At 42.2% G+C, this 23,893-nt stretch carries 22 protein-coding genes, 1 tRNA gene and 1 riboswitch; of the genes, 3 read left to right on the top strand and 20 right to left on the bottom strand.

What is annotated here, in order from left to right; translation table 11 throughout:
• The first annotated feature begins 86 nt into the window (after positions 1–86).
• Both CLHUN_RS19510 and CLHUN_RS22195 read left to right on the top strand, forming a co-directional pair.
• Positions 87–479, top strand: a complete 393-nt coding sequence (locus CLHUN_RS19510; RefSeq protein ID WP_080066372.1) for a helix-turn-helix domain-containing protein — start codon at positions 87–89, stop codon at positions 477–479.
• Positions 480–995: 516 nt separating this feature from the next.
• Entirely contained in the window at positions 996–1,163 is a 168-nt protein-coding gene (locus CLHUN_RS22195) for a hypothetical protein (protein ID WP_165755802.1), read from the top strand.
• Positions 1,164–1,632: 469 nt separating this feature from the next.
• Here CLHUN_RS22195 and CLHUN_RS19500 read toward each other — a convergent pair whose 3' ends face one another.
• From CLHUN_RS19500 to CLHUN_RS19470, 7 genes are all read right to left on the bottom strand, one after another.
• Positions 1,633–2,526 (bottom strand): hypothetical protein, encoded by an 894-nt coding sequence (locus tag CLHUN_RS19500; RefSeq protein ID WP_080066370.1) that lies wholly within the window; start codon positions 2,524–2,526, stop codon positions 1,633–1,635.
• Positions 2,527–2,559: 33 nt separating this feature from the next.
• Positions 2,560–3,876: a 5-methylcytosine restriction system specificity protein McrC gene (locus CLHUN_RS19495; RefSeq protein ID WP_080066368.1), complete on the bottom strand. Its 1,317-nt coding sequence runs from the start codon at positions 3,874–3,876 to the stop codon at positions 2,560–2,562.
• Positions 3,857–5,941 carry an McrB family protein gene (locus tag CLHUN_RS19490; protein ID WP_080066366.1) on the bottom strand — a complete coding sequence of 695 codons (2,085 nt, stop codon included), beginning with the start codon at positions 5,939–5,941 and terminating at the stop codon, positions 3,857–3,859. Before CLHUN_RS19490 ends, CLHUN_RS19495 begins: the two co-directional genes overlap by 20 nt.
• Before the next feature lie 39 nt (positions 5,942–5,980).
• Positions 5,981–6,148: a hypothetical protein gene (locus CLHUN_RS22190; protein ID WP_165755801.1), complete on the bottom strand. Its 168-nt coding sequence runs from the start codon at positions 6,146–6,148 to the stop codon at positions 5,981–5,983.
• A gap of 50 nt (positions 6,149–6,198) precedes the next feature.
• A complete protein-coding gene (locus CLHUN_RS19480) occupies positions 6,199–6,399 on the bottom strand; it encodes a helix-turn-helix domain-containing protein (RefSeq protein WP_165755800.1) in 201 nt (66 codons plus the stop codon).
• Between the two features lie 495 nt (positions 6,400–6,894).
• A tRNA-Leu gene (locus CLHUN_RS19475) sits at positions 6,895–6,977 on the bottom strand.
• Positions 6,978–7,123: 146 nt separating this feature from the next.
• The gene (locus CLHUN_RS19470; RefSeq protein WP_080066360.1) at positions 7,124–8,191 is read right to left on the bottom strand and encodes an HD-GYP domain-containing protein; all 1,068 of its coding nucleotides are present in this window, start codon (positions 8,189–8,191) and stop codon (positions 7,124–7,126) included.
• Positions 8,192–8,435: 244 nt separating this feature from the next.
• Between CLHUN_RS19470 and CLHUN_RS19465 the strand changes: the two genes are divergently transcribed.
• Positions 8,436–9,299 carry a metallophosphoesterase gene (locus CLHUN_RS19465; protein WP_080066358.1) on the top strand — a complete coding sequence of 288 codons (864 nt, stop codon included), beginning with the start codon at positions 8,436–8,438 and terminating at the stop codon, positions 9,297–9,299.
• A gap of 443 nt (positions 9,300–9,742) precedes the next feature.
• Here CLHUN_RS19465 and CLHUN_RS19460 read toward each other — a convergent pair whose 3' ends face one another.
• The 13 genes from CLHUN_RS19460 to CLHUN_RS19405 all read right to left on the bottom strand — a co-directional run bounded on the left by CLHUN_RS19460 (position 9,743) and on the right by CLHUN_RS19405 (position 23,612).
• Positions 9,743–11,473 (bottom strand): phospho-sugar mutase, encoded by a 1,731-nt coding sequence (locus CLHUN_RS19460; RefSeq protein ID WP_080066355.1) that lies wholly within the window; start codon positions 11,471–11,473, stop codon positions 9,743–9,745.
• Positions 11,474–11,697: 224 nt separating this feature from the next.
• A complete protein-coding gene (locus CLHUN_RS19455) occupies positions 11,698–12,375 on the bottom strand; it encodes a hypothetical protein (protein WP_080066353.1) in 678 nt (225 codons plus the stop codon).
• Between the two features lie 111 nt (positions 12,376–12,486).
• Positions 12,487–13,182: an LrgB family protein gene (locus tag CLHUN_RS19450; RefSeq protein ID WP_080066351.1), complete on the bottom strand. Its 696-nt coding sequence runs from the start codon at positions 13,180–13,182 to the stop codon at positions 12,487–12,489.
• The gene (locus CLHUN_RS19445) at positions 13,179–13,529 is read right to left on the bottom strand and encodes a CidA/LrgA family protein (RefSeq protein WP_080066348.1); all 351 of its coding nucleotides are present in this window, start codon (positions 13,527–13,529) and stop codon (positions 13,179–13,181) included. Before CLHUN_RS19445 ends, CLHUN_RS19450 begins: the two co-directional genes overlap by 4 nt.
• Before the next feature lie 94 nt (positions 13,530–13,623).
• Positions 13,624–15,612, bottom strand: a complete 1,989-nt coding sequence (gene uvrB / locus CLHUN_RS19440; RefSeq protein ID WP_080066345.1) for an excinuclease ABC subunit UvrB — start codon at positions 15,610–15,612, stop codon at positions 13,624–13,626.
• 199 nt (positions 15,613–15,811) lie between these two features.
• Entirely contained in the window at positions 15,812–16,378 is a 567-nt protein-coding gene (locus CLHUN_RS19435) for a manganese efflux pump MntP (RefSeq protein ID WP_080066343.1), read from the bottom strand.
• 227 nt (positions 16,379–16,605) lie between these two features.
• The gene (trpS, locus tag CLHUN_RS19430) at positions 16,606–17,616 is read right to left on the bottom strand and encodes a tryptophan--tRNA ligase (RefSeq protein ID WP_080066341.1); all 1,011 of its coding nucleotides are present in this window, start codon (positions 17,614–17,616) and stop codon (positions 16,606–16,608) included.
• Positions 17,617–17,777: 161 nt separating this feature from the next.
• Positions 17,778–17,951: a hypothetical protein gene (locus CLHUN_RS22185; RefSeq protein ID WP_165755799.1), complete on the bottom strand. Its 174-nt coding sequence runs from the start codon at positions 17,949–17,951 to the stop codon at positions 17,778–17,780.
• 154 nt (positions 17,952–18,105) lie between these two features.
• Positions 18,106–19,050, bottom strand: coding sequence for an ABC transporter permease (locus CLHUN_RS19425; protein WP_080066339.1), 945 nt, complete (start codon positions 19,048–19,050; stop codon positions 18,106–18,108).
• The gene (locus tag CLHUN_RS19420) at positions 19,050–20,129 is read right to left on the bottom strand and encodes an ABC transporter permease (RefSeq protein WP_080066336.1); all 1,080 of its coding nucleotides are present in this window, start codon (positions 20,127–20,129) and stop codon (positions 19,050–19,052) included. Before CLHUN_RS19420 ends, CLHUN_RS19425 begins: the two co-directional genes overlap by 1 nt.
• Complete coding sequence (locus tag CLHUN_RS19415) at positions 20,129–21,658, bottom strand: ABC transporter ATP-binding protein (protein WP_080066333.1); 1,530 nt, start codon at positions 21,656–21,658, stop codon at positions 20,129–20,131. The genes CLHUN_RS19420 and CLHUN_RS19415 overlap by 1 nt, the downstream gene beginning before the upstream one ends.
• A gap of 139 nt (positions 21,659–21,797) precedes the next feature.
• Positions 21,798–22,916, bottom strand: a complete 1,119-nt coding sequence (locus tag CLHUN_RS19410; protein ID WP_080066331.1) for a BMP family ABC transporter substrate-binding protein — start codon at positions 22,914–22,916, stop codon at positions 21,798–21,800.
• Between the two features lie 126 nt (positions 22,917–23,042).
• The gene (locus CLHUN_RS19405; protein WP_080066329.1) at positions 23,043–23,612 is read right to left on the bottom strand and encodes a xanthine phosphoribosyltransferase; all 570 of its coding nucleotides are present in this window, start codon (positions 23,610–23,612) and stop codon (positions 23,043–23,045) included.
• 152 nt (positions 23,613–23,764) lie between these two features.
• Positions 23,765–23,866, bottom strand: a riboswitch (purine riboswitch).
• Between the last annotated feature and the right edge of the window lie 27 nt (positions 23,867–23,893).

The following is a 23,893-nucleotide window of genomic DNA, read 5'->3' as shown; positions in this document are numbered from 1 at the left end:
AACGTTGTCTAAATGCCATTACAAACGAAGTATTCCGACGCTTCAAATGACGATAATTAAATATCGTCATTTATAGGGAGATTGCCATGAAAAAAACAGTAGAACAGCTTCAAGCTGCACTTGACCGAGAGATGGAATATACCAAGAAGCTCAACAAGAAAATCGACCTCATGAGAAAACAGCTAAAAGACCGAATTACCATACAGGAGCATGAAAAGGTGCTTGCTTTGCTCCAAGAAAAACATGCGCAGGAAATAGCGAAAATTAATAATCGTCAATCGCAAAAATATAATGAGCGCGGTGCTGGACGCAAGAAAAAGGCAACCAATCAAGTCATCTTGCGAGTTTTGGAGTTGAGGCAGGAAGGTTTATCTCAGCAAAAAATCTCAAAAGCTATTTTTGAGGAACTTGGGCTTGTCATTAGTCGTACGACCGTTGGGGAAATTGTACGTGGTGAACATGGAAACGGTGCTGAGTAGACACAATGGCCCTTCCGCTTTTCCCTTGCGCCGAAGGCAGCAATGAGAACTTACCGAAGTTAAGGCAGGAATAGGGGAGTTCCGAAACTCCCTCCAGACCGCTTGCCGCCAAGGGCGGCAACGACATTCAGCAGGAGTTTGGACATTATTTTTAATGTCACCCATTTGGGGTTCCATAGCTTTAATTTTTAGGTACAAGGGTTCTGACATAGTCATAAATCGTTGTTCATAAAGTCCTCACTGGGGTTCTATATACTTTATAATAGAATAAAGAAGGGTTTAACAACGCTGCAGGCTTTGCTTGAAAGAGATAATTATGAGTTGCTTCACAACTCTATTCCTGCCTAACCAGCCGTGTTACCGTAATTGGTGAAACTGGATACGGTTAAGTTTTGCAGCTTGACAAGTCATTTCGTGAGCGCTACAATAATTGTATTAAAGGGTATAAATGCCCATAAAAATAAATAATCAGCTTCACAGGATGCCGTGGCATTTGCCTAAGACCTAGGAGGGCAAATGGCAAAAGACGACATCGGGATGGAAATCCCACAGCAGGAGATTGAGAGTCTTGCAAGGTTGCTCCTGCCGAAAATCCGCCAATTCTTCGAAAGCGAGGAAGGACAGCGGGAATTTGATGAGTGGAAACAGCGGCGGGCACAAGAGATTGCAAAAGAAGCTAAATGATATATAAGCAGAGCGACGGTTCGAGATGAACCGCCGCTCTTGTCTTTGTAGTTTATAAATTGGGTTTCCCTTTCGATAGGGAAACCAGGGTGTGTTGTGGGTACACACACTAGTTTTCAAGAGTGTCGGCAGGTATACAGCCCTCGTCTCCTCGTCCTTTGTCTCCGCACACGGACGCTGACATCCCTCGCCGTTGGCCACGTAAGACCAACCATTTAATATATAGGAAACTCTGCAATATCATCCTTCGAAAATCCGATACATAGCAAGCTCATATTCCTGATTAGCTTGTCGAGCAAAAGAATTAAACGCTGAGTTTTGGAATCATTTTTGAAATCATAATAATACGCATACCCATGCACAATGCTTCGTCTGAGTTCTTTAACTTGTTCACTGACCCTGCCCGATGATAAGTTAAAATCTGATAGTAATTTTGGGAATGCATTAAACATGCATTCTAGCTCATTTTTTAGCGGAACCCTTGGGTCTTGAGCCTTTTTGTGATCCAGTTTATCAAACAGATATTCAAACGCCATAACCTGTTCCATGAATCGCTGGGCGAAAACAAAGAATCAAAATTACCCAAATGTCCCAACGAAATGCTTTTCCTGATTTTATTTCCTGAATCTAACGCTATGTTATTCAAAATTTTCGGAATGTATCTCATAACGTCAAACTCATAAAACATCATATCGCGCACTGATACGGCTTCTTTTGAAACGAGGGGACAATAAAACCATCCTCTCGGACGACCGTCTTTATATAGGGTAATTCGTTTGAATGGCGCTTCGGCTTGGGAGGTCATAAACATAGCAAGGCGGCACAGAACCATTGATATATCATAGCACTCCTGGATTTCGATAGTTTTGAGTGGAACCAGCAACTCACCTTTTCTATCAAAGTCCTCTAATAAGCCCAGACGATTGTCGTGCCCTATGCGATATGTTAATTCATACTGTCTGTCGTTCATGTCAAATTGTGTTTTATAAATATCCTTTGGTTCCACGGCCAAATTGACTCCTGCTCTAACCATATCCAAATAGTTGTAGCCGTATCTAAAAACATCATCAAGGGATGGTGATTGTAAACCAATGGTATCGTAGGCATCTTCAACTGTAAGCATATTAATGATGTAGCAGCGTAAGTAACATGTGTTGCCGATGGAACGCTCAACTAAAAACATTGCTTTTTGAGCTTGAAATCCATTACCAAAATACTGTCCTTGTAGAATATAATTATTCTTAAAATTATGTTCTTTTGTAAAATCCTTTAGCAGGCTATCATCTGTGAATAATTCCATACGATAATCTTCGATTACGAATGGAATCTTCCCATCACGAAAAAAGACAAATCCTTTAACCATTTACTCACCTCACTTCGCTCGCCCACATCAATATTAGCTATTAAACTGATTCATAAACACCATTTCACTATCTCGCATTTGCGTTTTAAAGTGAACATAATTTTCAGCGGTTTTGGGAATACGTAATCCACATTTGATAACTGATATGTCATCGCGAGCGGTCACGTTATTCTCATATGTTGAGCCACTATTCAATCGCAATTCAAAAGGTTCGATTCCTCTGCTTTCTGGATATAAATAGAAGCCCTTTTTCGCCTCAAATCTTAACATGTAAGCCAATACTTGAAAGTAGTCTGTATTCCCAATATTACTGATGGGCTTGTACTTAGCATCAGCGATAATTCGTGTCTCGGTATCCCGACTAATAAAGTCAGGATAGATTAGCCCGGTGTTGTTGGAAAACAACCGTTGAGCACCCTTGCCACCTTTGTTCATTGGGTGATAGAAAAAGTGTTCAACTAAAGAGTTGATGTATTCCTCCCAAAGCCAAGCACCATCAAATAAAATCCCATGAATTTCTCGCACACCAGTGCCAATTTGATGCTTCTCATGCTGTAAAATCATTATACATAGTCGTTGTAATTCCCGATATTCGCAAAAATAAGCATGACGTATTGGGTTCTTCTTATTTTCAGTTATAACTTTCCTTCGATTGTAGTATTCGTATTTGGAAGTTGCTTTAACAACGTTTGACACATCCTCTTTGATTATGCCGAGCAACTTGTTGCCATAGGGTTTGGTCTTGATAAATTCGATTGTATGACGAATCAGTTCCGTCAGATAATTGTTATACGAAAACTCTCGTTGATTATAAGCAATTTTTCCGGCAAATGGGGTGTTTTTTCTTATATGGCGTGAAATATCTATTGTTCCCTTTACGTTGGCATCATTATATTGATTGCGGGTATATGTTTTAAACATACCTTTACGCATTGCCGATTTCAGATAGCGAGGAAAGAGAAATAAAAGCAAATTAAATAATCTGCTATCTTGGTCGGTATCAGTATTAAGCTCTAAGATGTTTGGAAAATCCAAAACGCGCTCTAACAAATATTGAAAGAAATAATCCTTATTGCCGCTGGAAAAACGCGATTCAATTACAAGCCGCTCTTTTCCGTATCCGAGGAATCCCATGACATTGCTGGTACGATAGCAATCATTGACACTCTGAAGAATCATCTGTTCTTTTGTAATGTCCTCTGCATCTTTAAGTGTCTTGGGAAAAACAAATACACCCTCTTTTTCAAGCTGCTCAAGGGTCTTGTCCAGTATTTTTGAGGTCAGAATCCCAATATTCTCAAATTCCTCTTTTCTGGTGAAAGTATTGTCCTTAATCTTGATTTCTGTCATTACCGTCACCTTCTTGAGCTTCTATATATCCATAAGCCCTGGCAAATCTTTTCATGATACCTTCCTCGTCATACATACCACGAACATATTCTTGAAGTAAAGGGAAAAGATAATCAGTCCATAGTTGCTCAACGCTCAAGACCTTCAATTTCAAGAAATAAGATGCGCCAATATGATAATTTTCATTAAGCTCCTCAACTTTGGAAATTTCATTATTAAGGGCGGTCATTCGGTGAATGGCTTCTTCCTTACCATCTCCAAGAGAATCAAGCATTTCCAGTCGCTCGTCAGCTTTGACTTCAATAAATCTGAAACGTCGGCGCATTGCGAAGTCAAAGCTATCCACAGAACGGTCAATATCATTCATTGTTCCGATGATATAAACATTTTCAGGGATATAGAATTTCTCGTCCGGCTTTTCATGTAGGTTGGCATACTGCGTAGATACTGCGCCGACCTCACCACGGTATCCTGGATCAATTGCGAAAAATAGCTCTCCGAATATTTTGGATATTTCGCCACGGTTTATTTCATCAATTATAAAGATATATGGTTTCAATTTTTCTTGTTTGACCACAGTTTTGGATGCAGGTAGATTCCTTGCTTTTATTGCATTGAAAATCGCCAAATCATAAGAGTAGTGTTGGGAGCCATGCAGCTTTCCGAAGAACTGTTTCACATCTTTTCTTTGCGTAAATTCCTGCCCGGACTCCAGCATCTCTCTCAACTCATTGATATTCAAACTTAGGGTATCCGTAACTTTGTTCTCGGGAATAGAAATATATATATGCTTTTCATCTACACCAGTAATATAAAATTTGGTACCGCGAGTAATTTCAAATTCATCAACGCCGAACTCAATGTTTGAGAAAAACTCATCTATTATTTCTTGCACCGATGATTCTTTTTCGATAACCTCTTTCGATTTTTGTGAGTCCTCAAAGTTCTTTCTCGCTTTGGCGACAAACTTTTTGAATATGCCGTCTTGAAGCTCAAATCCCATAGAACCATCGCTATTTGTTGTTGGGCGTAAGCCTTCTACAAAATCCGTGTAATCATAGCTGGGGTGGAACTGGACAAATTCAATTTGCTTCTTTTGCTCATTACTCAGCATCGTATAGTCGGAAAAATAGCCGTTGCTAATAATATCCGTAGCGATTTCCTTTGCCAGATAGGTTTTTCCAGTTCCGGGGGCTCCACGGAAAATCACATTCTTCGATTCAACTAAATTGTTAGAATAAGGGTTTGCATAGCCATTAAACTCCATAATCTGTTCTTCAACCAAAACTTCTTCATTTTCTGGCTGAGCAGCTTCTTTTTTATCCTTTTCACGATACGTAAGGACAAATTCATCGCTTTTTTTGCCAAAACGCTTTAAGCACTCTTGGACAAACAAAATGGTTGAAAAAATATTCCAACAATAAATAACAAACAGCCTGTCACCGGCATAGCTGTAAGTCAAATATTCTATTGAATTTCTTCGCTTTTTAAGGGCTTCAACACTTGGAAATATGCCGCGAATCATTTCTGAACTTGGCGTATACTGGCAAATCGGGAAATCCTCTTTTTCTTCCACTGATAGGGCAGCGATAGACTGCTCGAAAAGCTGAAATGCCAATCGCGGCATTGTTTGATTAGAGTTTCTTCTCTCACCTTTATTATATTTACGGCGAATAACTACACCATCGAAATTTCTAAAATAAGCATCTAAAGGCTTATAGTTATCACCAAGTCCAAGGTTGTCAATAGTAAATTGATCGTCACTTGATGTAATGTTATCGGCCGTTATTAAAAGCTCATACTTTTCTTGTTTTGTGTTAATCACAAATCCAAGCCCCTCTAACAAGTTTTTAGCTTCTACAGCATTATAACCGTCAACGGAAATGTCTGTGTTGTTAGCGAGGTGACTCGCTACTGCAATTACATATTTAGGCGGGTATTTTTTCCCTGAGTCAGCTATTAAGTCATATTTCGTACTTTGATTATGATGAGGAATGCCGTTCTGCTCAATATATTGAATAGCATCGAAAACACTTTGCTTTGTAAGATTCTTAGGAATTGCCATTTCTTTCACCATCCATATATTATTATCGCAGGTCATATGTCAATCAGAGGTATCTTCGCTGCTGCTTAATCGTTCAAAAGCGGATTGCGCTATATTTTTGAATGCCGCCATTGTTTCTTCATCAAAGATGCCCATCTGTGCTAACTGCTGTGTAAGAATCGAAGCGGCGGCGTCCTTGGTAGCGACCCCGCTCGTGCTGTATTGCATGTTCGCTTGAATTTTCCGCAACATATCATGTAATGGCGCAGTATCACCTATTAATTCGCCGCTGTTATCCCATAGCTTTTCGGAACGCTGACGGTGGTAATCCCTAATATGTAATCGGTGGAGACATTCAAAGCTTTTGCCAATTTTGCAATCGTATCGGCTGTAATATTCTTCGATTCTCCGGTTTCGATGCCGCTAATCTGTGAAGGAGATATCCCACCCAATTCAGCCAATTCCTTTTGCTGTAACACCTTGCTTGTCTGCAAGTCACCGATGCGCTCATTGATAGCGCCGGGCAGATAAATAGGAACACCCTCTTATTACTATATTCTACCACGATAATTGCAAGGGTGCAATTTCAAAGTGTAAACCTTACTTAAAATGCAATTCCCGCAGAAAAACGGGGATTGCGCTTTTTTACTACAAAATATAAACATGGTCGACCAAACACAAAAGAAACGAGGGAAAAGCCATAAGAGATACTTGACTGGCTGAAAGAGGAGTCGTGTACGTTTATTCAAGGGGGTGCACGGTTTGATGCTTCTCGAAACATAATAAAGGGCGGCGGTATTGTAGATTTACGATACCGCCGCCCTTTATTATGTTTATTCAGCTTTCTTCTTTCGTGGGCCTATCGGCTTGGATTCCGGGCCGCGCTTCACGCCGTTGGGGAAAAAATCATAGTCAATATAAAGCAATAATCCGAACCCATCCCCAACGGGGACAAGGTTCGGATTATCATGATTTGGTGCGGATGAAGAGACTTGAACTCCCACGGTCGCCCACTGGAACCTAAATCCAGCGCGTCTGCCAATTCCGCCACATCCGCACGAGCATGTTTTATTATAATGACAAACCAGATGTTTGTCAACAACAAATTACTTGATTAAACCTACCTTTGGAGGACAACCGGGACACTAACATCCCTAATTTCTCCTAAAAGCACTTTATAACCTCTCCCAGCTCCCTCTCCTGCTATCTTATAAGCTCCGCATTATTTATAATTGTATAATTGCTTGTTTCGGCAAGATTTATTTCCTCGTAAAATTCCTTCTGGCTGCCGTCTGCATTAAAAACCAGCCTGACAACCGGCCTGGTGGGGTAATTCCTGTTTATGGTTATAACAACTCCCTTTTCACCGTTGTTGAGTATAACTCCCGTACCTATGGGAAATGGAGGGATAATTTGGACAAAGCAGCTCAAAACACTGGCATCCAGTGTTGGTGCCGCCATAAAAGTAAGATATTCTATTGCCTGATTCGTACTGATTTTTTCTCTGTAAATCCTGTTTGAGGTGAGTGCATCAAAAATATCGGTAACTGCAACTATTCTTGAAAACAAATGTATTTCGTCTTTTCGCAGACCGTTGGGATAGCCCTTGCCGTCAAATCTCTCATGATGCTCAAGCGCCACCCGGGCTGAAGTCTCACTTATGAGGGGCAGCCTGTTTAAAATATTATAGCCATGCTGGGAATGCTCCTTGATAATGTCGTATTCTTCACTGGACAGTGCCGCTTTTTTCATTAATATATCCGTAGGAATCATCAGCTTTCCAATATCGTGCAAAAGAGCCCCCACCCCCAGCTCTTTAAGCTGAACAGTGCCGAGATTGAGCTTTATTCCCGTAATAATGGACAGTATGCATACATTGACACAATGGGAATAGGTGTATGTGTCGCAGGTCTTGATATCCATCAGATTAACAATAATATCATCAGAGGACAATATCTCCTCAATTATCCTATTTACAATTTCAATTGCTTCGGCAGAGTTTAATAACTGCATGGAAGTGTAATTTTCCATGGATTCTTTTATGAAGGCCACAGCTTCCCGCCTGGTAGCCTCATTTACGGCATCATTTATTTTCAGGTCATCAGAGATATCATCTTCAATGTAAACCTCAGAAACTCCAAGCTCCTTAAGACGATCTATATACTGCCTGCTCAAAACGGCGCCTGACTCCAGTAGTATTACGCTTCCGTTGTATATTGCCCTTCCAAGCAACATCCCCGGCTCACAATTTGATATCCTTATCTTTCTCATTTCGTCCTCTTAAAATGTTAGTTATAAACCGCACAATAACGAATAATTATAACCCCAATTAATATAACCCAAATTAATGATATTTATGCAGTTTAATAACATAATTATACTGACTGTTCCAAAAACTAGCAACAATTTTTTACTTTAGTGGAATTTAACAAAGCATATTTTACAAAATCAATTTTTTTCTATATACTTATTTTGACCAATAAGTCTGCTGTTTTCCGGGAGAGAATCATAAAAAATGGTATATATTATAATACTTGTTACAATAGCTGTAACCCTTATCTATATGAGAATTGAGACAACCTTTCTGGCCAAGAGCAGAATCAATTTCAGTACAAGCTCCAAGGGCCTTAGAATTGTGCACTTATCAGACATACACATTAATAAAATCTTTATACCTGTTTCCAGGCTGTTAACCTTCATAGGACAGGCCGACCCGGATATAATTATTATAAGCGGCGACTATATAGAAGCCCCCCGGGATATTCCCAAATTCATCAGCTTTCTCAAACCTCTGACAGGGAACTGCAAGGTTTATCTCACCCTGGGAAACCACGATCATAAAGCTCTGCACTTCAATACGGAAAGAATCGCTGATTTTGTCAAACAGCTTAAAGCAGCAGGTGGAGAGGTTCTCATCAACTCCAGTGTAAAAATCCACAAGGACCGGTACACCTATAATCTTATTGGTATTGACGACCTGAGAAGCGGGAAACCGGATATAGCCAGGGCCTTTAAAGACATAAAATCTTCATTTGAAACCGGCTGCATAAATATCGCAGTCTCCCACAATCCGGATATTGTTTTTCAGCTTCCCCACAACAAAACGGATTACTTGCTTTGCGGTCATTTTCACGGCGGTCAGATCTGGATGCCTTTTAATCTTGAATTCAAGATCATGAGAAGTGAAAAGCTTTGTAAAATGAAATGTTTCAGAGGACTTCACAAAATAAACGGCATTAATATGTACATTAACAGAGGCCTGGGAAATGTCATATTTCCCTTCCGGTTCTTTTCTATTCCCGAGGTAGCGGTAATTCAGCTCCCTGCAAGTCCTGGAAACACTGACGAAAGCACCGGCGGAATAATGTATGGGAATTAATTTAACCTGTAGTGCTAATTAAAAATGTGGTAACAGTCAGAAAATGCCACTCACTCCCGGACGAGCTTCAAATAAATGCTTGTATATAACGCTTTTGGCGAAATTGTATACCTTTCAGCCTGCTTTTTTAGTCGTCGCAGCAACTCGACCATCCAGGTCTCCCAGGGCTGCTTAAATTGACATCCTGTCAATTTAACTGCCAAAGCAGCATGCTGTAAGCCTACAATTTCAGCAAAAGCTTTTAATCATACTGCGCATTTCTTTAAAGTCGTCCTCACGTGACTTGCAACTCGTCTCTTAATGACTCTATTAACTGGCACTACAGGTTTAAGTATGGAATACCGTATTGAATAATCGTTTAAGCTATCGAATACATGTTTAAACCCTAAATAGCACTAAATCCCCGGCCTTCCAGCCAGGGATTTCAGTTTTTCAGTTTCTGCTTACAGAAGCGGTTTTATTACGTCAAGTACACTGTTTTTCAGGTTTTCCAGCCTTTGCTGTGCCAATTCCAGGGTTTTGTCCGATACTCCGTAGTATATCTTTATCTTGGGCTCGGTTCCCGATGGTCTCACACAGAACCAGGAGCCATCTTCCATTTCAAAATAAAGCACATCCGATTGAGGAAGCGTAATTTTTTCAGTTGAACCACTTGCTATCACATATCTTTCCGAATTCTGATAGTCCCTTATGGCCTTTACTCTAAGGTCTCCAAAACCTGTATACCTGGCGGTGCGCATTTCAGCCATGGCAGACTTGATTTTCATCAGGCCGTCCTTGCCTTCGAGAGTAAAGGAATTAACACCTTCAATGAAATAGCCGTACTTTTCAAACAGCTTTATAAGCGCGTCATTCAAAGACATATTCTTGGTTTTGTAGTAGGCAGCCATTTCTGCCACCAGCATGGAGGCAACCACCGCATCCTTGTCGCGTACGTCTGTACCTGCAAGATAGCCGTAGCTCTCTTCAAAGCCGAAGAGGTACTTCTGGTCTCCCTGCTCATCCCTTAGCATTATTTGCTCGCCGATAAACTTAAAGCCTGTGAGAACTTCAACAAGCTCAATATTGTAGAATTCAGCAATTTCTCTGGAAAGCTCGGTTGTTACAATAGTCTTAACCGCAAATCCGTTTTTGGGAAGCTTTCCTGCTTCATCCATGGCTGTGAGTATATATTCCAACAGCAGACACCCGGTCTGGTTACCGGTCAGGACGGCGTATTCCCCGTCGTCCTTTCTCACAACCACACCAACTCTGTCACTGTCAGGGTCAGTGCCGATAATAAGGTCCACATTATTTTCTGAAGCAAGCTTTATGGCAAGCTCAAAAGCTGACCTTTCCTCAGGATTTGGCGACTTTACGGTAGAAAACTGTGAATCCGGCAGCTCCTGCTCCTTTACCACCAGAACATTCTTAAAACCGTTTTCAGAAAGAATCCTTCTTACAGGCTTGTTTCCCGCACCATGCAAGGGCGTAAATACTATCTTGAAGGAATCCGCAACCTGTGCCACAGCATCCTTGTTAACCTGCAAGGTTTTGAGCATTCCTATGTATGCGTCATCCACCTTGCTTCCTATTATTTCAAGGAGTCCTTTTTCCAAGGCGGCTTCCTTGGACATGGTGCTGACTTTTGTAATATCTGATATCTTATTTATTTCATCGATTACGGCATTGGAGCCATCAATGGACAACTGTCCACCATCCTCGCCATACACCTTGTAGCCGTTGTACTGCTTTGGATTGTGACTTGCTGTGACAACAATCCCCGCAGCGGCCTTCAGATATCTTACCGCAAAGGACAATTGAGGTGTGGGGCGAAGTTCATCAAAAAGATAGGACTTGATGCCGTTGGCACAAAATACCTTGGCAGCCTCAAGTGAAAATTCAGGTGACATGAACCTGGAATCGTACGCAATAACAATTCCCTTGTCCTGTTTTCCCAGTTTGTTTATATAGTCTGCCAGACCCTGGGAAGCAACTCTGACGGTATAAATATTAATTCTGTTGGTGCCGGCGCCGATAATACCTCTGAGCCCGCCTGTTCCGAATTCAAGACTTTTATAAAAACGATCCTCCACCTCTTTGGTATCATTCTTTATGGATATAAGTTCATTTTTGGTATCTTGATCAAAATAATCGCTTTCCAGCCACAAATTAAGTTTTGCCATGCTATCCATCTTACAGCTTAACCTCCTAAAATTCATTAAAATAACGATAATAACCATTTAATGGTTTAGTTTGGTATAAGTATAGCATAGCCCGGCACAAGCCGCAAGGCGGTGAAGTGCGGCTCTATTATCTTCCTTAGCCGTTATTACCGCAAAAAGTTTTTAACTTTTGAGGATAATGACATCGTCCGGCATGAGCCGCAAGGCGGCGAAATGCGGCAAGGTGCTTTGAGTTACATATTGGACTTGTGCTGCAAAAAGGGGATTCCGTCCATATTATTCCGCTTGATAAGGCTGTAAAAATGATAGAAGGTATTTGCCACCTCCCTGATAAAGCCCAGCCTGATATAAAATTCTTCCGATTCACAGCATGAATTTATTACAGGCTTATAATTTTTCATGCAACCGCAGAATACCGTATATTTATCCAGAAACTTCTGCATTTCATCGGGTACTATGTTTTTTCTCACGCAGTTTTCTGATATGATCTGGCCTCTTGAAAGGGACTGAGCCACAAAGTCGGAACAGGTATAGGCCTTATAGGTGTTAAACCGGTGTCCCAGAAATATGCCTATGGCCGCAAGTGTATTGTAGATATTCTTTTCGTGATCATCCCGGATACCGTAGATAAACCTTTTAATCTGTTCAAATTGCCTGTTGCTTACAGGAATTTTGTATACCTTTATATAAACATCCTCTTGCTCTCGTCCATGTGACAGCCTGCTGGGAAACTCCTTTACAAACCCTCCTACAAGAGGATTGGCCGCTCTGTAGCGCGCGAAGGAATACATTTCTTCCCAGCCCTCTGTCAGGCTTATGGACGAATGATTAAAGGAACTTCTGGTGAAAACTCTTATGAACTTCCCCATAACTGTAGGAGTTGCAGACAATATCACGTATATATTCTTCACAACATTCCTCCATCAAGAATTAGTATGTCATACGGTACACCTCCCCCAGGGAGGCTGCAGTGCTTTCACTGCTCATATATACGGTCACTACTCTGAAATGTATGATTTTCATTAAAAAATCCCAAGCTTTGACAAAATGGTGGCAGCGATTACCGTAACCAGCCCTGCAAGGCCGATAGCCAGACCGCTCATGGCACCTTCCGTCTCACCCAGTTCAACTGCTTTTGTTGTTCCCAGCGCATGGGCGGATGTACCGATTGCAATACCTTTTGCAGTTTTATCATCTATCCCCAGCAGCTTCAACAGAGACTGAACCAGAACAGCTCCCACTATTCCGGTTATTACGATGGCAGCCACTGTAACTGACGGAATCCCTCCCAGTTGCTTTGAAAGCTCGACTCCCAGAGGAGTGGTTATTGACTTGGGAATAAGTGAAGCCAGCAATTGGGGTGACAGGCCAAAGGCCTTTCCCAGCAGCCAGACACTTAAAATGGCTGTAATACTTCCGGCCAGTACCCCGCCAATTATTGCAGCATAATCCTTTTTAAGGGAATTTATGTTTTTATACAGCGGAACAGCCAGTATCACTGTCGCAGGAGTTAAGAACATAGATATGAAGTCCCCTCCTTTTTTATAATCCTCCAACGGTATTTTAAAAATAAGAAGAATTCCTATAACTATTAAAATAGCCAGCATAAGCGGATTAAAAAGCGCCAGTCTGGTCTTTCTGTTTATGAAAATGCCAATTTCAAAGGCCAGCAGGGATATTAACAGTGCAAAAACCGGTGTGGTAAATATTTCCTTCACTTTGTCTTCCTCCCTTTGATCAGTTGTACCGTAAAACCTGTAACAACCATTACAAGAATAGTTGAGACAAAGCATATGACAATCAGCGGAACAAAATTTCTTTTAAGTATGCCCACATACGCCAATAGTCCCACTCCGGAAGGAATAAAGAAGAAAGCCAGGTGATCCAGTAAAAATCTGCTTATATCCTCAATCATTTCAAGTTTAATCAAACCTGATATCAAACAAACAAACAGCAGCAGCATACCGATGATGCTGCCGGGCAGAGGAATGTGAACCGCTTTATTCAGCACTTCCCCCACCGCACAAATAATCAGTATTATTAAAAACTGCCTCAGTAATTTCATTAAGACTCCCGACACCCACATACATTTATACGTACATGCTTATATAAGCAAATAAATACAGGTATGCGCCAAATAAATATAAATAATAAAAAACCTATTTCCCCTCTGCCCCCTGCTTGAGCTCTTCTATCTTGTCCCTCAGCTCCGCAGCCCTTTCAAACTGTAAATCCACTGCTGCCTGCTTCATCTCTTTCTGCAGCTTTGCAATCAAATTCTCCAGCTCCTCAACAGACATAAGATTTGGTTTTTCCTTACCAGTATAATATTTTTCGCCTTCCTCTGCAACCTTTGTAGCCTCGATTAGGTCTCTGACTGACTTTTTAATGGTTGTGGGCACAATGCCATGAGCCTTGTTGAAGTCCATCTGCAGTTGTCTTCTTCTGTTTGTTTCACTCATAGCCCTCTGCATGGAACCCGTTATCTTGTCAGCATACATGATTACCTTTCCCTCGGAATTTCTGGCAGCACGGCCGATAGTCTGTATCAGCGAGGTTTCAGATCTCAGGAAGCCTTCCTTGTCGGCATCCAGTATGGCAACCAGAGATACCTCGGGAATATCCAGTCCCTCCCTCAGCAGATTTATACCCACAAGTACGTCAAATACTCCCAGACGCAAATCTCTGATTATCTCCATTCTCTCAAAAGTTGCAACATCCGAATGCAGATACTTGACCTTGATATCCAGCTCCTTCATATAGTCGGTCAAATCCTCCGACATCTTTTTGGTCAGGGTTGTCACCAGCACTCTTTGCCCTTTTTCGGCTCTCAGGTTGATTTCACCTATCAGATCGTCTATCTGTCCCTTTACAGGTCTTATTATTATCTCAGGATCAATAAGTCCTGTGGGCCTGATAATCTGCTCGACTATCCGGGTTGAATGCTCCCTTTCATATGCTGCAGGTGTGGCACTGACATAGACCGCCTGGTTGACGCGTTCTTCAAACTCATTAAACTTAAGCGGCCTGTTGTCAAAGGCTGAAGGCAGCCTGAAGCCGTATTCCACCAGCGATTCCTTTCTTGACCTGTCTCCGTTGTACATTGCGCCTACCTGGGAAACAGTGACATGGGATTCGTCTATTACAAGAAGATAGTCGTCGGGAAAGTAGTCCATAAGCGTAAAGGGAGAACTGCCGGCTTCTCTTCCGCTGATATGTCTTGAATAGTTTTCAATACCCTGGCAGAAACCAATTTCAGACATCATCTCAAGGTCATATCTGGTTCTCTGTTCAAGCCTCTGGGCCTCAAGCAGTTTCCCTTCCATTTTAAGCTGTTCCAGCCTTTCCTCCAGCTCCTTTTCTATGGTGACCATTGCCTTTTCCATTTTAGGACGGGTAGTTGCATAGTGGGAAGCGGGGAAAACTGCTATATGGCTTCTGGTTCCTTTAATCTCTCCTGTAAGGTAATCCACCTCGGTGATCCTTTCAATCTCGTCACCGAAAAACTCAACTCTAAGCGCCATCTCAGAGCTGTTGGCAGGAAAGATTTCCAGCACGTCCCCTCTGGCTCTGAATTTTCCTCTTCTGAAATCTATCTCATTTCTCTCATATTGAATATCCACCAGTTTCCGGATTATTTCATCCCTGTCCTTCTGCATTCCCACTCTCAGGGAAAGCATAAGATCGGTGTAATCCTCAGGGTCACCCAAGCCGTATATACAGGAGACACTGGCGACAATTATTACATCCCGTCTTTCAAAAAGCGCAGCGGTTGCCGAATGGCGAAGCTTGTCTATTTCTTCGTTTACAGAGGAATCCTTTTCTATATAGGTGTCTGTGGACGGAATATACGCCTCCGGCTGATAATAATCGTAGTAGCTTACAAAGTACTCCACCACATTGTTTGGAAAAAACTCCTTGAACTCGCTGCAAAGCTGGGCAGCCAGGGTCTTATTGTGGGCAATGACCAGCGTGGGCTTCTGAACCTGCTCTATGACCTTCGCCACAGTGTATGTCTTTCCCGAACCGGTAACGCCCAGCAGGGTCTGATGCTTCAGTCCCTCCCGGATACCTTTGCTTAAACTTTCTATGGCTTTAGGCTGATCACCCTTTGGTATATATTCCGAAACCACTTCAAATCTGTTCATACGACCTCCCAGTTATACAACACAAAGCTTACTTCAAATCTTAACTTTTATATTTGACGACCTGCAAAAGAATAATTTAATTTAACAGTTACATCAAATTATAACACAAAAAAGCGCAAAATCAAACATACGTTTGTTTTTGCGTCTTCACAATTCCTGGCAATATTCCGTAAACCATACCCTGCCCACATTTAACACTCTATTGGAAAAACATGTGCTCAAGAAAAATTTTCAGGCCGATAGCAATCAAGATAATTCCGCCTGCAATTCCCGCCCTTTTCCCCAGAAGATTTCCGAATCTTTTGGCAACCAGTATTGCAAGGGTACAGCATATAAAAGTTACCGTACTGATAATAGCTATGGAATAGTATATGTTTACATTAAGTGCGGACAGGCTGACACCTACAGCCAGAGCATCAATGCTTGTGGCAATGCCCTGGACCAGCAAAAGCTTGAAGGTAAGCGAAAACAGTGAGCATTCCTGATTTATCTCGGCCTTTACAGCCTCATGCAGCATCTTTCCTCCAATAATGACAAGCAGTATAAATGCTATCCAATGGTCAAAGCGGCTTATTGCCGCCTCAAATCTGCTTGCAGCAAAAAACCCTATTATGGGCATGAGTCCCTGAAAAAAGGCGAACACAAAAGCCATTTGCAAAATGTGCCTGAGCCTTATTTTATTTATGCACAACGAGTTGGAAATGGACACAGCCGATGCGTCCATTGACAGTCCCAACGCTAATAGTATCAATTCAGTGGTTGCCATTTTAGTCTCCTAGCAATACGATAAATTTTTCAGTTGAATTTTTAGCAAGCGCTTCAGTTAAATCTGTATCGAAAATTATCAGTTGTATTTCTCATATACAATATTTATATTCCGGCACTAGTACAAAATTTGATAAATAGGGTGCGTAATTTGCGCAAATTTCAAAAAAACAGGCACCATTCCAATTCAGAGCGACATCACTCATGAAATGATCCCTGTTCATTCCCTTAACTTCTTGGTAACAGTCCAATCTTTCTTTGAACCTTTGAAAGAGTTTTCCTTGCCATATATGCCGCTTTTTCGGAGTTATCCTTTAATATTGAATTCAGGTAGTCCTTATTTGCAGTCAACTCATTGTATTTCTGTTGTATTGGTTTAAGCATCTGGGCTACAGATTGTCCCACCACTTCCTTCAAGTCACCGTAGGAGCTTCCTGAAAACTCCTTTTCTATGTCGGAGAAGCCTTTTCCGGTTACGGCAGAATATATGCTTATCAGATTGCTGACTCCGGGCTTGTTTTCTTCATCATACCGTATTTCACGCTCAGAGTCGGTAACAGCTCTTTTGAATTTACGGATTATGGCATCTTCGGAATCAAGTATGAAAACATACGCATTTTCATTTTCATCGGATTTTGACATCTTCTTTTCAGGCTCCTGGAGGCTCATTATCTTTGCTCCGATTTTAGGGATATATGGCTCTGGAATGGTAAAAGTTTCGCCATATGCATTGTTGAATCTTTCAGCAATATCCCTGGTTATTTCAAGGTGCTGCTTCTGATCCTGACCTATGGGAACCAGCTCTGTCTGATACAACAGGATATCTGCTGCCATAAGCACCGGATACGCAAATAAGCCTGCATTTATATTGTCGGCATGCTTGGCGGATTTGTCCTTGAACTGGGTCATTCTGTTGAGCTCGCCCATGTAGGTATAGCAGTTTAAAATCCATGCAAGCTCAGCATGAGCACTTACATGGGATTGCAAATAAAGTATGCTCTTTTGGGGATCCAGACCGCAGGCCATATACAGGGCCAGCAGGTTCAGACTGCGCTGTCTCAATTCTGCAGGAACCTGTCTCACTGTAAGCGTGTGTAAATCAACCACACAGTACAGGCATTCAAATTCATCCTGCATGGGAATCCAGTTTTTGATAGCTCCCAGATAATTTCCTATGGTAAGATTACCTGACGGCTGGACTCCGCTGAAAATCCTTTTCTTTTGCTCCGCCTTTTCCATTGCAAACACATCCTTAACCTAATATTATTAAAATGTTATATTTCAGAAATATGTTAATCGACACAAACTGCATGTTAAAAAACACCATTATTGATTTTATCATTAAAGTATAAGTTATAACAAGGTGTTTTATCCATATTTATGTACATTTTCACCCATTTTCACTTTTCCGGCCTGTCCTTCTTCCGGTAAGATATGTATACCAGCAAAAAACCTGCTGCGGCTGTCAGAAAATATATGGCTGACCTGTTGCTGCCGGCGGAGTATTTCAAAGCCGAAAAACCCAGAAGCATAAATGTAAAGAGCAGGCTTCCCAGCCTGATAATTTTGTTCATAAAATCCCTTCAGCCCTTTCCGCTGTTTGTCATCCTTCATATTATATCACTAACGCCGGCAATTTTAAAATTTAAAAATAAAAGAGACTGCTGCAAACATAACCCAGGTTAAGTTAAAAGTTTTGCAGCAGTCCCATATATTCCTATTCCGTACCTATCTGTCCTCCCTGAAATACGGCTCGCCCAGCGCCTTGGGAGCACAGTTCTCCTTTGATTTCTTCAGAGATATCATAACCAGGACAAATATTGTTGCCAGGTAAGGCAGCATATCAAAAATACTCTGGGGAATGGGCGAATGGCTTTGCAGGTACAGTCCCAAAATGCTGAGGCCCCCGAAGAAATATGCTCCCAGCATGGACTTGTAGGGATTCCAGGTTACGAAAATAACCAGTGCCACCGCAATCCAGCCTCTTCCTCCGGTTACCGCATCCTGCCAGGACGGAACAGCCACCAGTGACAGATAACCGCCGCCCAGGCCGGCAAACGCTCCTCCCAGCAATATATGAATATACTTATACAAGGTGATATTAATACCCGCAGTATCCGCAGCTCCCGGATTTTCACCCACTGTTCTCAGATTCAGACCGGTTCTGGTCCTGTAAAGGTATATACCTGAAACCACAGCAACAATATAGCCTGCATAGACCAGAATATCCTGGTTGAACAGGGCGGGGCCTATAACGGGTATCTCACTTAAAGCCGGAATTTTTATGGCCTTGAACACTGACTTTATTGATTCGGGCAGTGCTTCTCCAACCAGCTTCTGACCTACGAAGCTGGAAAACCCTGTTCCGAATATGGTAAGGGAAAGTCCCGACACTATCTGGTTTGCCCTCAGTGTTATGGTAAGGAAGGCAAAAACCAATGCACCGCAGGCTCCCGCCGCAAGTGCCGCCAGCACGCCCAACAGGGGGCTTCCTGTGGATAAACCCACACTGAAACCCATAACCGCACCCATGAGCATCATACCTTCCACACCCAGATTCAGGTTTCCTACCTTTTCTGCAAATATTTCACCCAGAGTTGCAAAAAGCAAAGGTGTTCCCGCCTTTATGGCGTCAATCAGAACAAATGTCAATACGCTTAAAAATGCCTCCATTATGCCGCCTCCTTCACTTTTTCCGGATTTTTCCCATCTCTTATAATCAATCTGTATTGTACAAAAAACTCGCTTCCCAGTACAAAGAACAATATCAGTCCCTGGATTAGCTGTGCCGCCGAGGCAGGAATCTGAAAGGCGGTCTGTATGAACGTACCTCCCTGCTGAAGAACCGCAAACAGGAAGCAAACTATAACTATGACGGGAGCACTCAGACCCGCAAGCCAGGTGGTGATTATGGCAGTGTATCCTACTCCCCCGGCCACCTGATAGGTAAGGGTTCCGTTAACGCCTGATACCTGGAACATTCCTACCAGTCCGCATATGGCACCACTGAGGAATAAAGAGGATAAAATGATCTTTTTCACATTCATGCCTGCATACCTGGCAGTGTTCTCACTTTCACCTATAACCTGTATCTCATAGCCTCTTTTGGTCTTATTTATAAAGATGTACATTATCACTACCAGAATTACTGCCAGAACCCAGCCCATATGAATTCCGAAAAGCTTCGGCATAAGGGCATTGTCCTTGAACATTGCTATCTTTCCGAAGCCAAGGGCTTTGGGGTCCTTCCAGGGGCCATACTGCAGATAATTGATCCATTTTAAAGCTATATAATTCATCATAAGGGTAAACAAGGTTTCGTTGGTTCCGAAATGAGCCTTGAAAAAAGCCGGAATAAAGGCCCATAAACCACCAGCCACAATTGCCGCCAGCATCATTAAAGGTATCAGGACTACTGCGGGCAGTTGGTTGAAGAACAGTGCAAAGTATGTGGCTCCAAAAGCTCCCATAATAATCTGTCCCTCTGCTCCTATGTTCCAGAACTTCATCCGGAAGGCCACCGCTATGCCCAGTGAAGTGACCACCAGAGGTACGGTTTTAATTATAGCTTCCTTGAACCGGTATGCCGAACCGAAGGAACCGTCCAGCATGGAGACATAAACCTTCAGAGGATTGAAGCCCAGAAGCATCAAGAATACACCGGAGGTAACAAGGGCGGCCAAAATAGCCAGTAATCTGAAGGTTGCAGACTTCCTCCGGGTTAAATCGGTACGTTTTACTACTCTGAACATCAGGCGCCCCTCCCTATAACATCTTCCCATTTTTCTCCGGCCATCATCAGACCCAGTTGTTCCTTTGTCACATTAGCTGCATCCACAATTCCCGTAACCTCTCCATTGCACAAGACCATGATCCTGTCACAAAGCTCCATCAGCACATCCAGGTCCTCACCGATAAAGAGTATTCCCACTCCCTTTTCCTTCTGCTCGTTCAGCAGGTCATATATGGTATAGGAAGCATTGATGTCGAGACCTCTCACCGGATAGGCGGTGATGAGCAAATGTGGATTGGACTCTATCTCGCGGCCCAGCAGCACCTTCTGAATATTTCCGCCGGACAATTGCCTGACGGGATGATATATGCCGGGCGTATTGATGTCCAATTTTTCAACCAGCTTTTGTGAAAGGTTTTTAGCAGTTTTCTTTTCAATGAACAGGCCCTTCTGGTTCTGGTACTCCTTGAGAATCATGTTGTCCACCATACCCATGGAAGCTATCAGACCCATTCCCAACCTGTCCTCGGGTATAAAGCTCATGCTGATACCCATTTTGATTATGTCACGTGGATTTTTACCTACGATATTTTCGTCATTATATTCGATTACCCCGGAAGCTACAGGATACAAGCCTGCAATAGTCTCACAAAGTTCCTTCTGCCCGCTTCCGGCAACACCTGCCACTCCCAGTATCTCTCCCGAATCCAGAGTAAAGCTCACGGTGTTCAGTGCCTTGACATTCTCTTCATCAGTAACTGTCAGTTCCTTTACTTTCAATATAGTACTATCGTTCTTTTTCTCTACCCTATTAATAGAAAGATCAACAGCTCTGCCAACCATAAGATTGGTAAGCTCATTTGCACTTGTATCTGTCTTGTTTACTGTTCCGAAGGTTTCCCCTTTTCTGAGAACAGTTATTCTGTCTGATATTTCCATGACCTCATTTAATTTATGAGTAATTATGATTATTGAACAGCCTGCCTGTCTCATTTTTCTCAGGATATTAAACAGGCTCTGGGTTTCCTGGGGAGTCAAAACAGCGGTGGGCTCGTCCAGTATGAGAATCTCCGCCCCCCTGTACAGTACCTTCAGTATTTCTACAGTCTGCTTTTCTCCAACCGACATGTTATAAACCTTTTTATCAGGATCTACTGCCAAACCGTACCGATCGGATATATCACGTATTTTTTGGGACAACTTCCTGCTGCCTATAAAAAAAGTACCCTTCTGACCTGCAATGATATTTTCTTTTGCCGTCAGCACTTCCACCAGCTTGAAATGCTGATGGATCATACCAATTCCAAGTGCCATGGAATCCTTTGGATTCCTGAAGGAAACCTTTTTCCCTTTGATATATATGGCGCCGCTGTCCGGGGTATATATTCCGGAAAGCATGTTCATAAGCGTGCTTTTGCCTGAGCCATTCTCTCCAAGCAAGGCATGGATCTCGCCTTTTCTTACCTCCAGCGAAACGTTGTTGTTTGCAACTACAGGGCCAAAGGTCTTGGTCAGATTTTCAATTTTGATATAGACTTCATTATTCACGGCGTCACCTTTTATTAAAAATTATTTTCCATTATTGCCTCGCTATAAACTTTATTAGCAGTAGTCAAAACCATACCCGGGTTTCAAACTACTGCTAATAAAAAAACTGTCAAATTATGCTTATCCGTGGGCAAACATATTATTTGTCTATTTTACCGTTTACTCCCTGAACAAACCATTTGCAGCTCAATTGGTCCTCGTCGCTCATTACAGCGCCTTCAGCAACCCTGACTGCGCCTGTCTGATCCTTTATAGGACCTGCAAAAACATTGAAGGAGCCGTCAAGAATTTTTGCCTTGATAGCTTCAACTGTTTCCTTTGTTCCGGGCGCAGCGTTTTCAGTGATCGGAGCGAGGTCTACAACTCCCTCCTTAAGTCCTCCCCAGTAGTTTTCTGCCTTCCAGGTTCCATCCAGTATCTTCTGCACCTGGTCCACATAGTATACACCCCAGTTCCAGATAGGAGCTGTTATATAAGCCTTTGGAGCTGCCTTGCTGCTGTCGGAATTGTAGCCGATGGCAAAAGCATTTTTTTCTTCTGCGGCAATCTGAGGTCCTGTAGTATCCTGGTGCTGGGCGATTACGTCACAGCCGTCGTTAAGAAGCGCAGTTGCGGCATTCTTTTCCAGGGTAGGGTCATACCAGGTATCAGTCCATTTTACATTTACAGTTGCTGTTGGACTAACCGACTGAACACCTAAAGTAAATGAATTTATACCTCTTATAACCTCAGGAATCTGTTTTGCGGCAACATAACCGATTTTTCCCGACTTTGACTTAAGTGCTGCGGCTATTCCGGAGAGATATCTGGTCTGTTCTATTCTTCCGAAGTAGTTTACAAAGTTAGTGTCATTTGAAAGATAGCCTGAGCAGTGGAAGAACTTCACATCGGGATATTCCTTTGCAACCCTGTCCACATATTCCATATAACCGAAGCTGGTTGCAAATATGACATTGCAGCCCTGGTCTATAAGGTCCTTCATGGCCTTTTCACTGGATGCGTCCTCAGCAACATTTTCAAGGAAGGTTGTGGTTACGCCTTTAGCTCCCAGCTCCTTTTCAAGGAACAAGCGTCCCTGGTCGTGAGCATAGGTATATCCGCCGTCACCGATTGGTCCGATGTAAATGAAACCTGCTTTTACAGCTTTTGCACCGGTAGAAGCAGCAGAGTCGTCTCCGGATGAGCCTGCTCCACAGCCGGACAAAAGCGCTGCGCTAATCATAGCAACAGCAAGCATTAATGCTAATAACTTTTTCATTTTGTAATCCCCCTAATTCTAAATAAATAAATTAATGATATATTATAATGCTTCCATGACGGAGCATTTAATCAAAAATTGTTTACATAAAACCTCAAAAACATTACGCAACAACGTCAAGGTCCACTATCTGAAGGTAATTACTCCATCCTGCATTCCTTCAACAATTGCCAGGGATTGAACCTCCAGCCCTCTTTCTCTTAACAGCCTTCCGCCGTTCTGGAAGCCTTTCTCTATTGCTATTCCAATTCCTGCAACCTCTGCCCCGGCCTGCTCTGCTATGTCTGCAAGACCAAGCGCAGCTTTGCCGTTGGCAAGAAAATCATCTATTATCAGGACAACATCCCTTGAATTTATATACTTTTTGGAAACTCTCACATTATAGGTCTTGCCCTTTGTGAAAGAGTACACTTCTGCCAGATAGGTATCGGCGTCGAGATTTCTTGCTTCTGTTTTTTTTGCAAAAACTACCGGAACATTGAAGTATTGTGCCGCTATGCAGGCAATACCAATGCCGGAGGATTCAATTGTCAATATTTTGGTAACCTTTTTATGGGCAAATAGCCTGTAAAACTCCTTGCCCATTTCATTGAAGAGCTGAACATCCATCTGATGGTTCAAAAAGGAATCCACCTTCAGGATATCATTGCCTATTACTTGCCCGTCCTTTAAAATTCTTTGCTTTAAGAGCTCCATCTTAATCCTCCGGAAAATATGAAATAATATGCATAAAACATAATATCCCAAGTCATAATAAAATCACTAACAGCACAAAAAACCCGCGCCAGTTAATTAAAAAGCTCCCAATCATGGATTGGGAGCTCTAATTTCTTACGACAATAAATTAAATGTCAAAGATGAACACCCGTAGCAAAGCCATTTACGGCGGCTTCGTAGAAACTTTCGGACCATATCACCGAGAATATACGGGATATTTTTTAATATACACAAGGCCTATTAAAAAACATCATTATTTA

The sequence above is a fragment of the Ruminiclostridium hungatei genome, assembly GCF_002051585.1.
Classification (GTDB): Bacteria; Bacillota; Clostridia; order Acetivibrionales; family DSM-1351; genus Ruminiclostridium; species Ruminiclostridium hungatei.
This window is presented reverse-complemented; position numbering and strand designations above follow the sequence as displayed.

Coding starts and splice junctions, on each gene's coding strand:
- CLHUN_RS19510 (WP_080066372.1), top strand. CDS start 87: ATGAAAAAAACAGTAGAACAGCTTCAAGCTGCACTTGACCGAGAGATG.
- CLHUN_RS22195 (WP_165755802.1), top strand. CDS start 996: ATGGCAAAAGACGACATCGGGATGGAAATCCCACAGCAGGAGATTGAG.
- CLHUN_RS19500 (WP_080066370.1), bottom strand. CDS start 2,526: ATGGTTAAAGGATTTGTCTTTTTTCGTGATGGGAAGATTCCATTCGTA.
- CLHUN_RS19495 (WP_080066368.1), bottom strand. CDS start 3,876: ATGACAGAAATCAAGATTAAGGACAATACTTTCACCAGAAAAGAGGAA.
- CLHUN_RS19490 (WP_080066366.1), bottom strand. CDS start 5,941: ATGGCAATTCCTAAGAATCTTACAAAGCAAAGTGTTTTCGATGCTATT.
- CLHUN_RS22190 (WP_165755801.1), bottom strand. CDS start 6,148: ATGCAATACAGCACGAGCGGGGTCGCTACCAAGGACGCCGCCGCTTCG.
- CLHUN_RS19470 (WP_080066360.1), bottom strand. CDS start 8,191: ATGAGAAAGATAAGGATATCAAATTGTGAGCCGGGGATGTTGCTTGGA.
- CLHUN_RS19465 (WP_080066358.1), top strand. CDS start 8,436: ATGGTATATATTATAATACTTGTTACAATAGCTGTAACCCTTATCTAT.
- CLHUN_RS19460 (WP_080066355.1), bottom strand. CDS start 11,473: ATGGATAGCATGGCAAAACTTAATTTGTGGCTGGAAAGCGATTATTTT.
- CLHUN_RS19445 (WP_080066348.1), bottom strand. CDS start 13,529: ATGAAATTACTGAGGCAGTTTTTAATAATACTGATTATTTGTGCGGTG.
- uvrB (WP_080066345.1), bottom strand. CDS start 15,612: ATGAACAGATTTGAAGTGGTTTCGGAATATATACCAAAGGGTGATCAG.
- CLHUN_RS19435 (WP_080066343.1), bottom strand. CDS start 16,378: ATGGCAACCACTGAATTGATACTATTAGCGTTGGGACTGTCAATGGAC.
- trpS (WP_080066341.1), bottom strand. CDS start 17,616: ATGGAAAAGGCGGAGCAAAAGAAAAGGATTTTCAGCGGAGTCCAGCCG.
- CLHUN_RS22185 (WP_165755799.1), bottom strand. CDS start 17,951: ATGAACAAAATTATCAGGCTGGGAAGCCTGCTCTTTACATTTATGCTT.
- CLHUN_RS19425 (WP_080066339.1), bottom strand. CDS start 19,050: ATGGAGGCATTTTTAAGCGTATTGACATTTGTTCTGATTGACGCCATA.
- CLHUN_RS19420 (WP_080066336.1), bottom strand. CDS start 20,129: ATGTTCAGAGTAGTAAAACGTACCGATTTAACCCGGAGGAAGTCTGCA.
- CLHUN_RS19410 (WP_080066331.1), bottom strand. CDS start 22,916: ATGAAAAAGTTATTAGCATTAATGCTTGCTGTTGCTATGATTAGCGCA.
- CLHUN_RS19405 (WP_080066329.1), bottom strand. CDS start 23,612: ATGGAGCTCTTAAAGCAAAGAATTTTAAAGGACGGGCAAGTAATAGGC.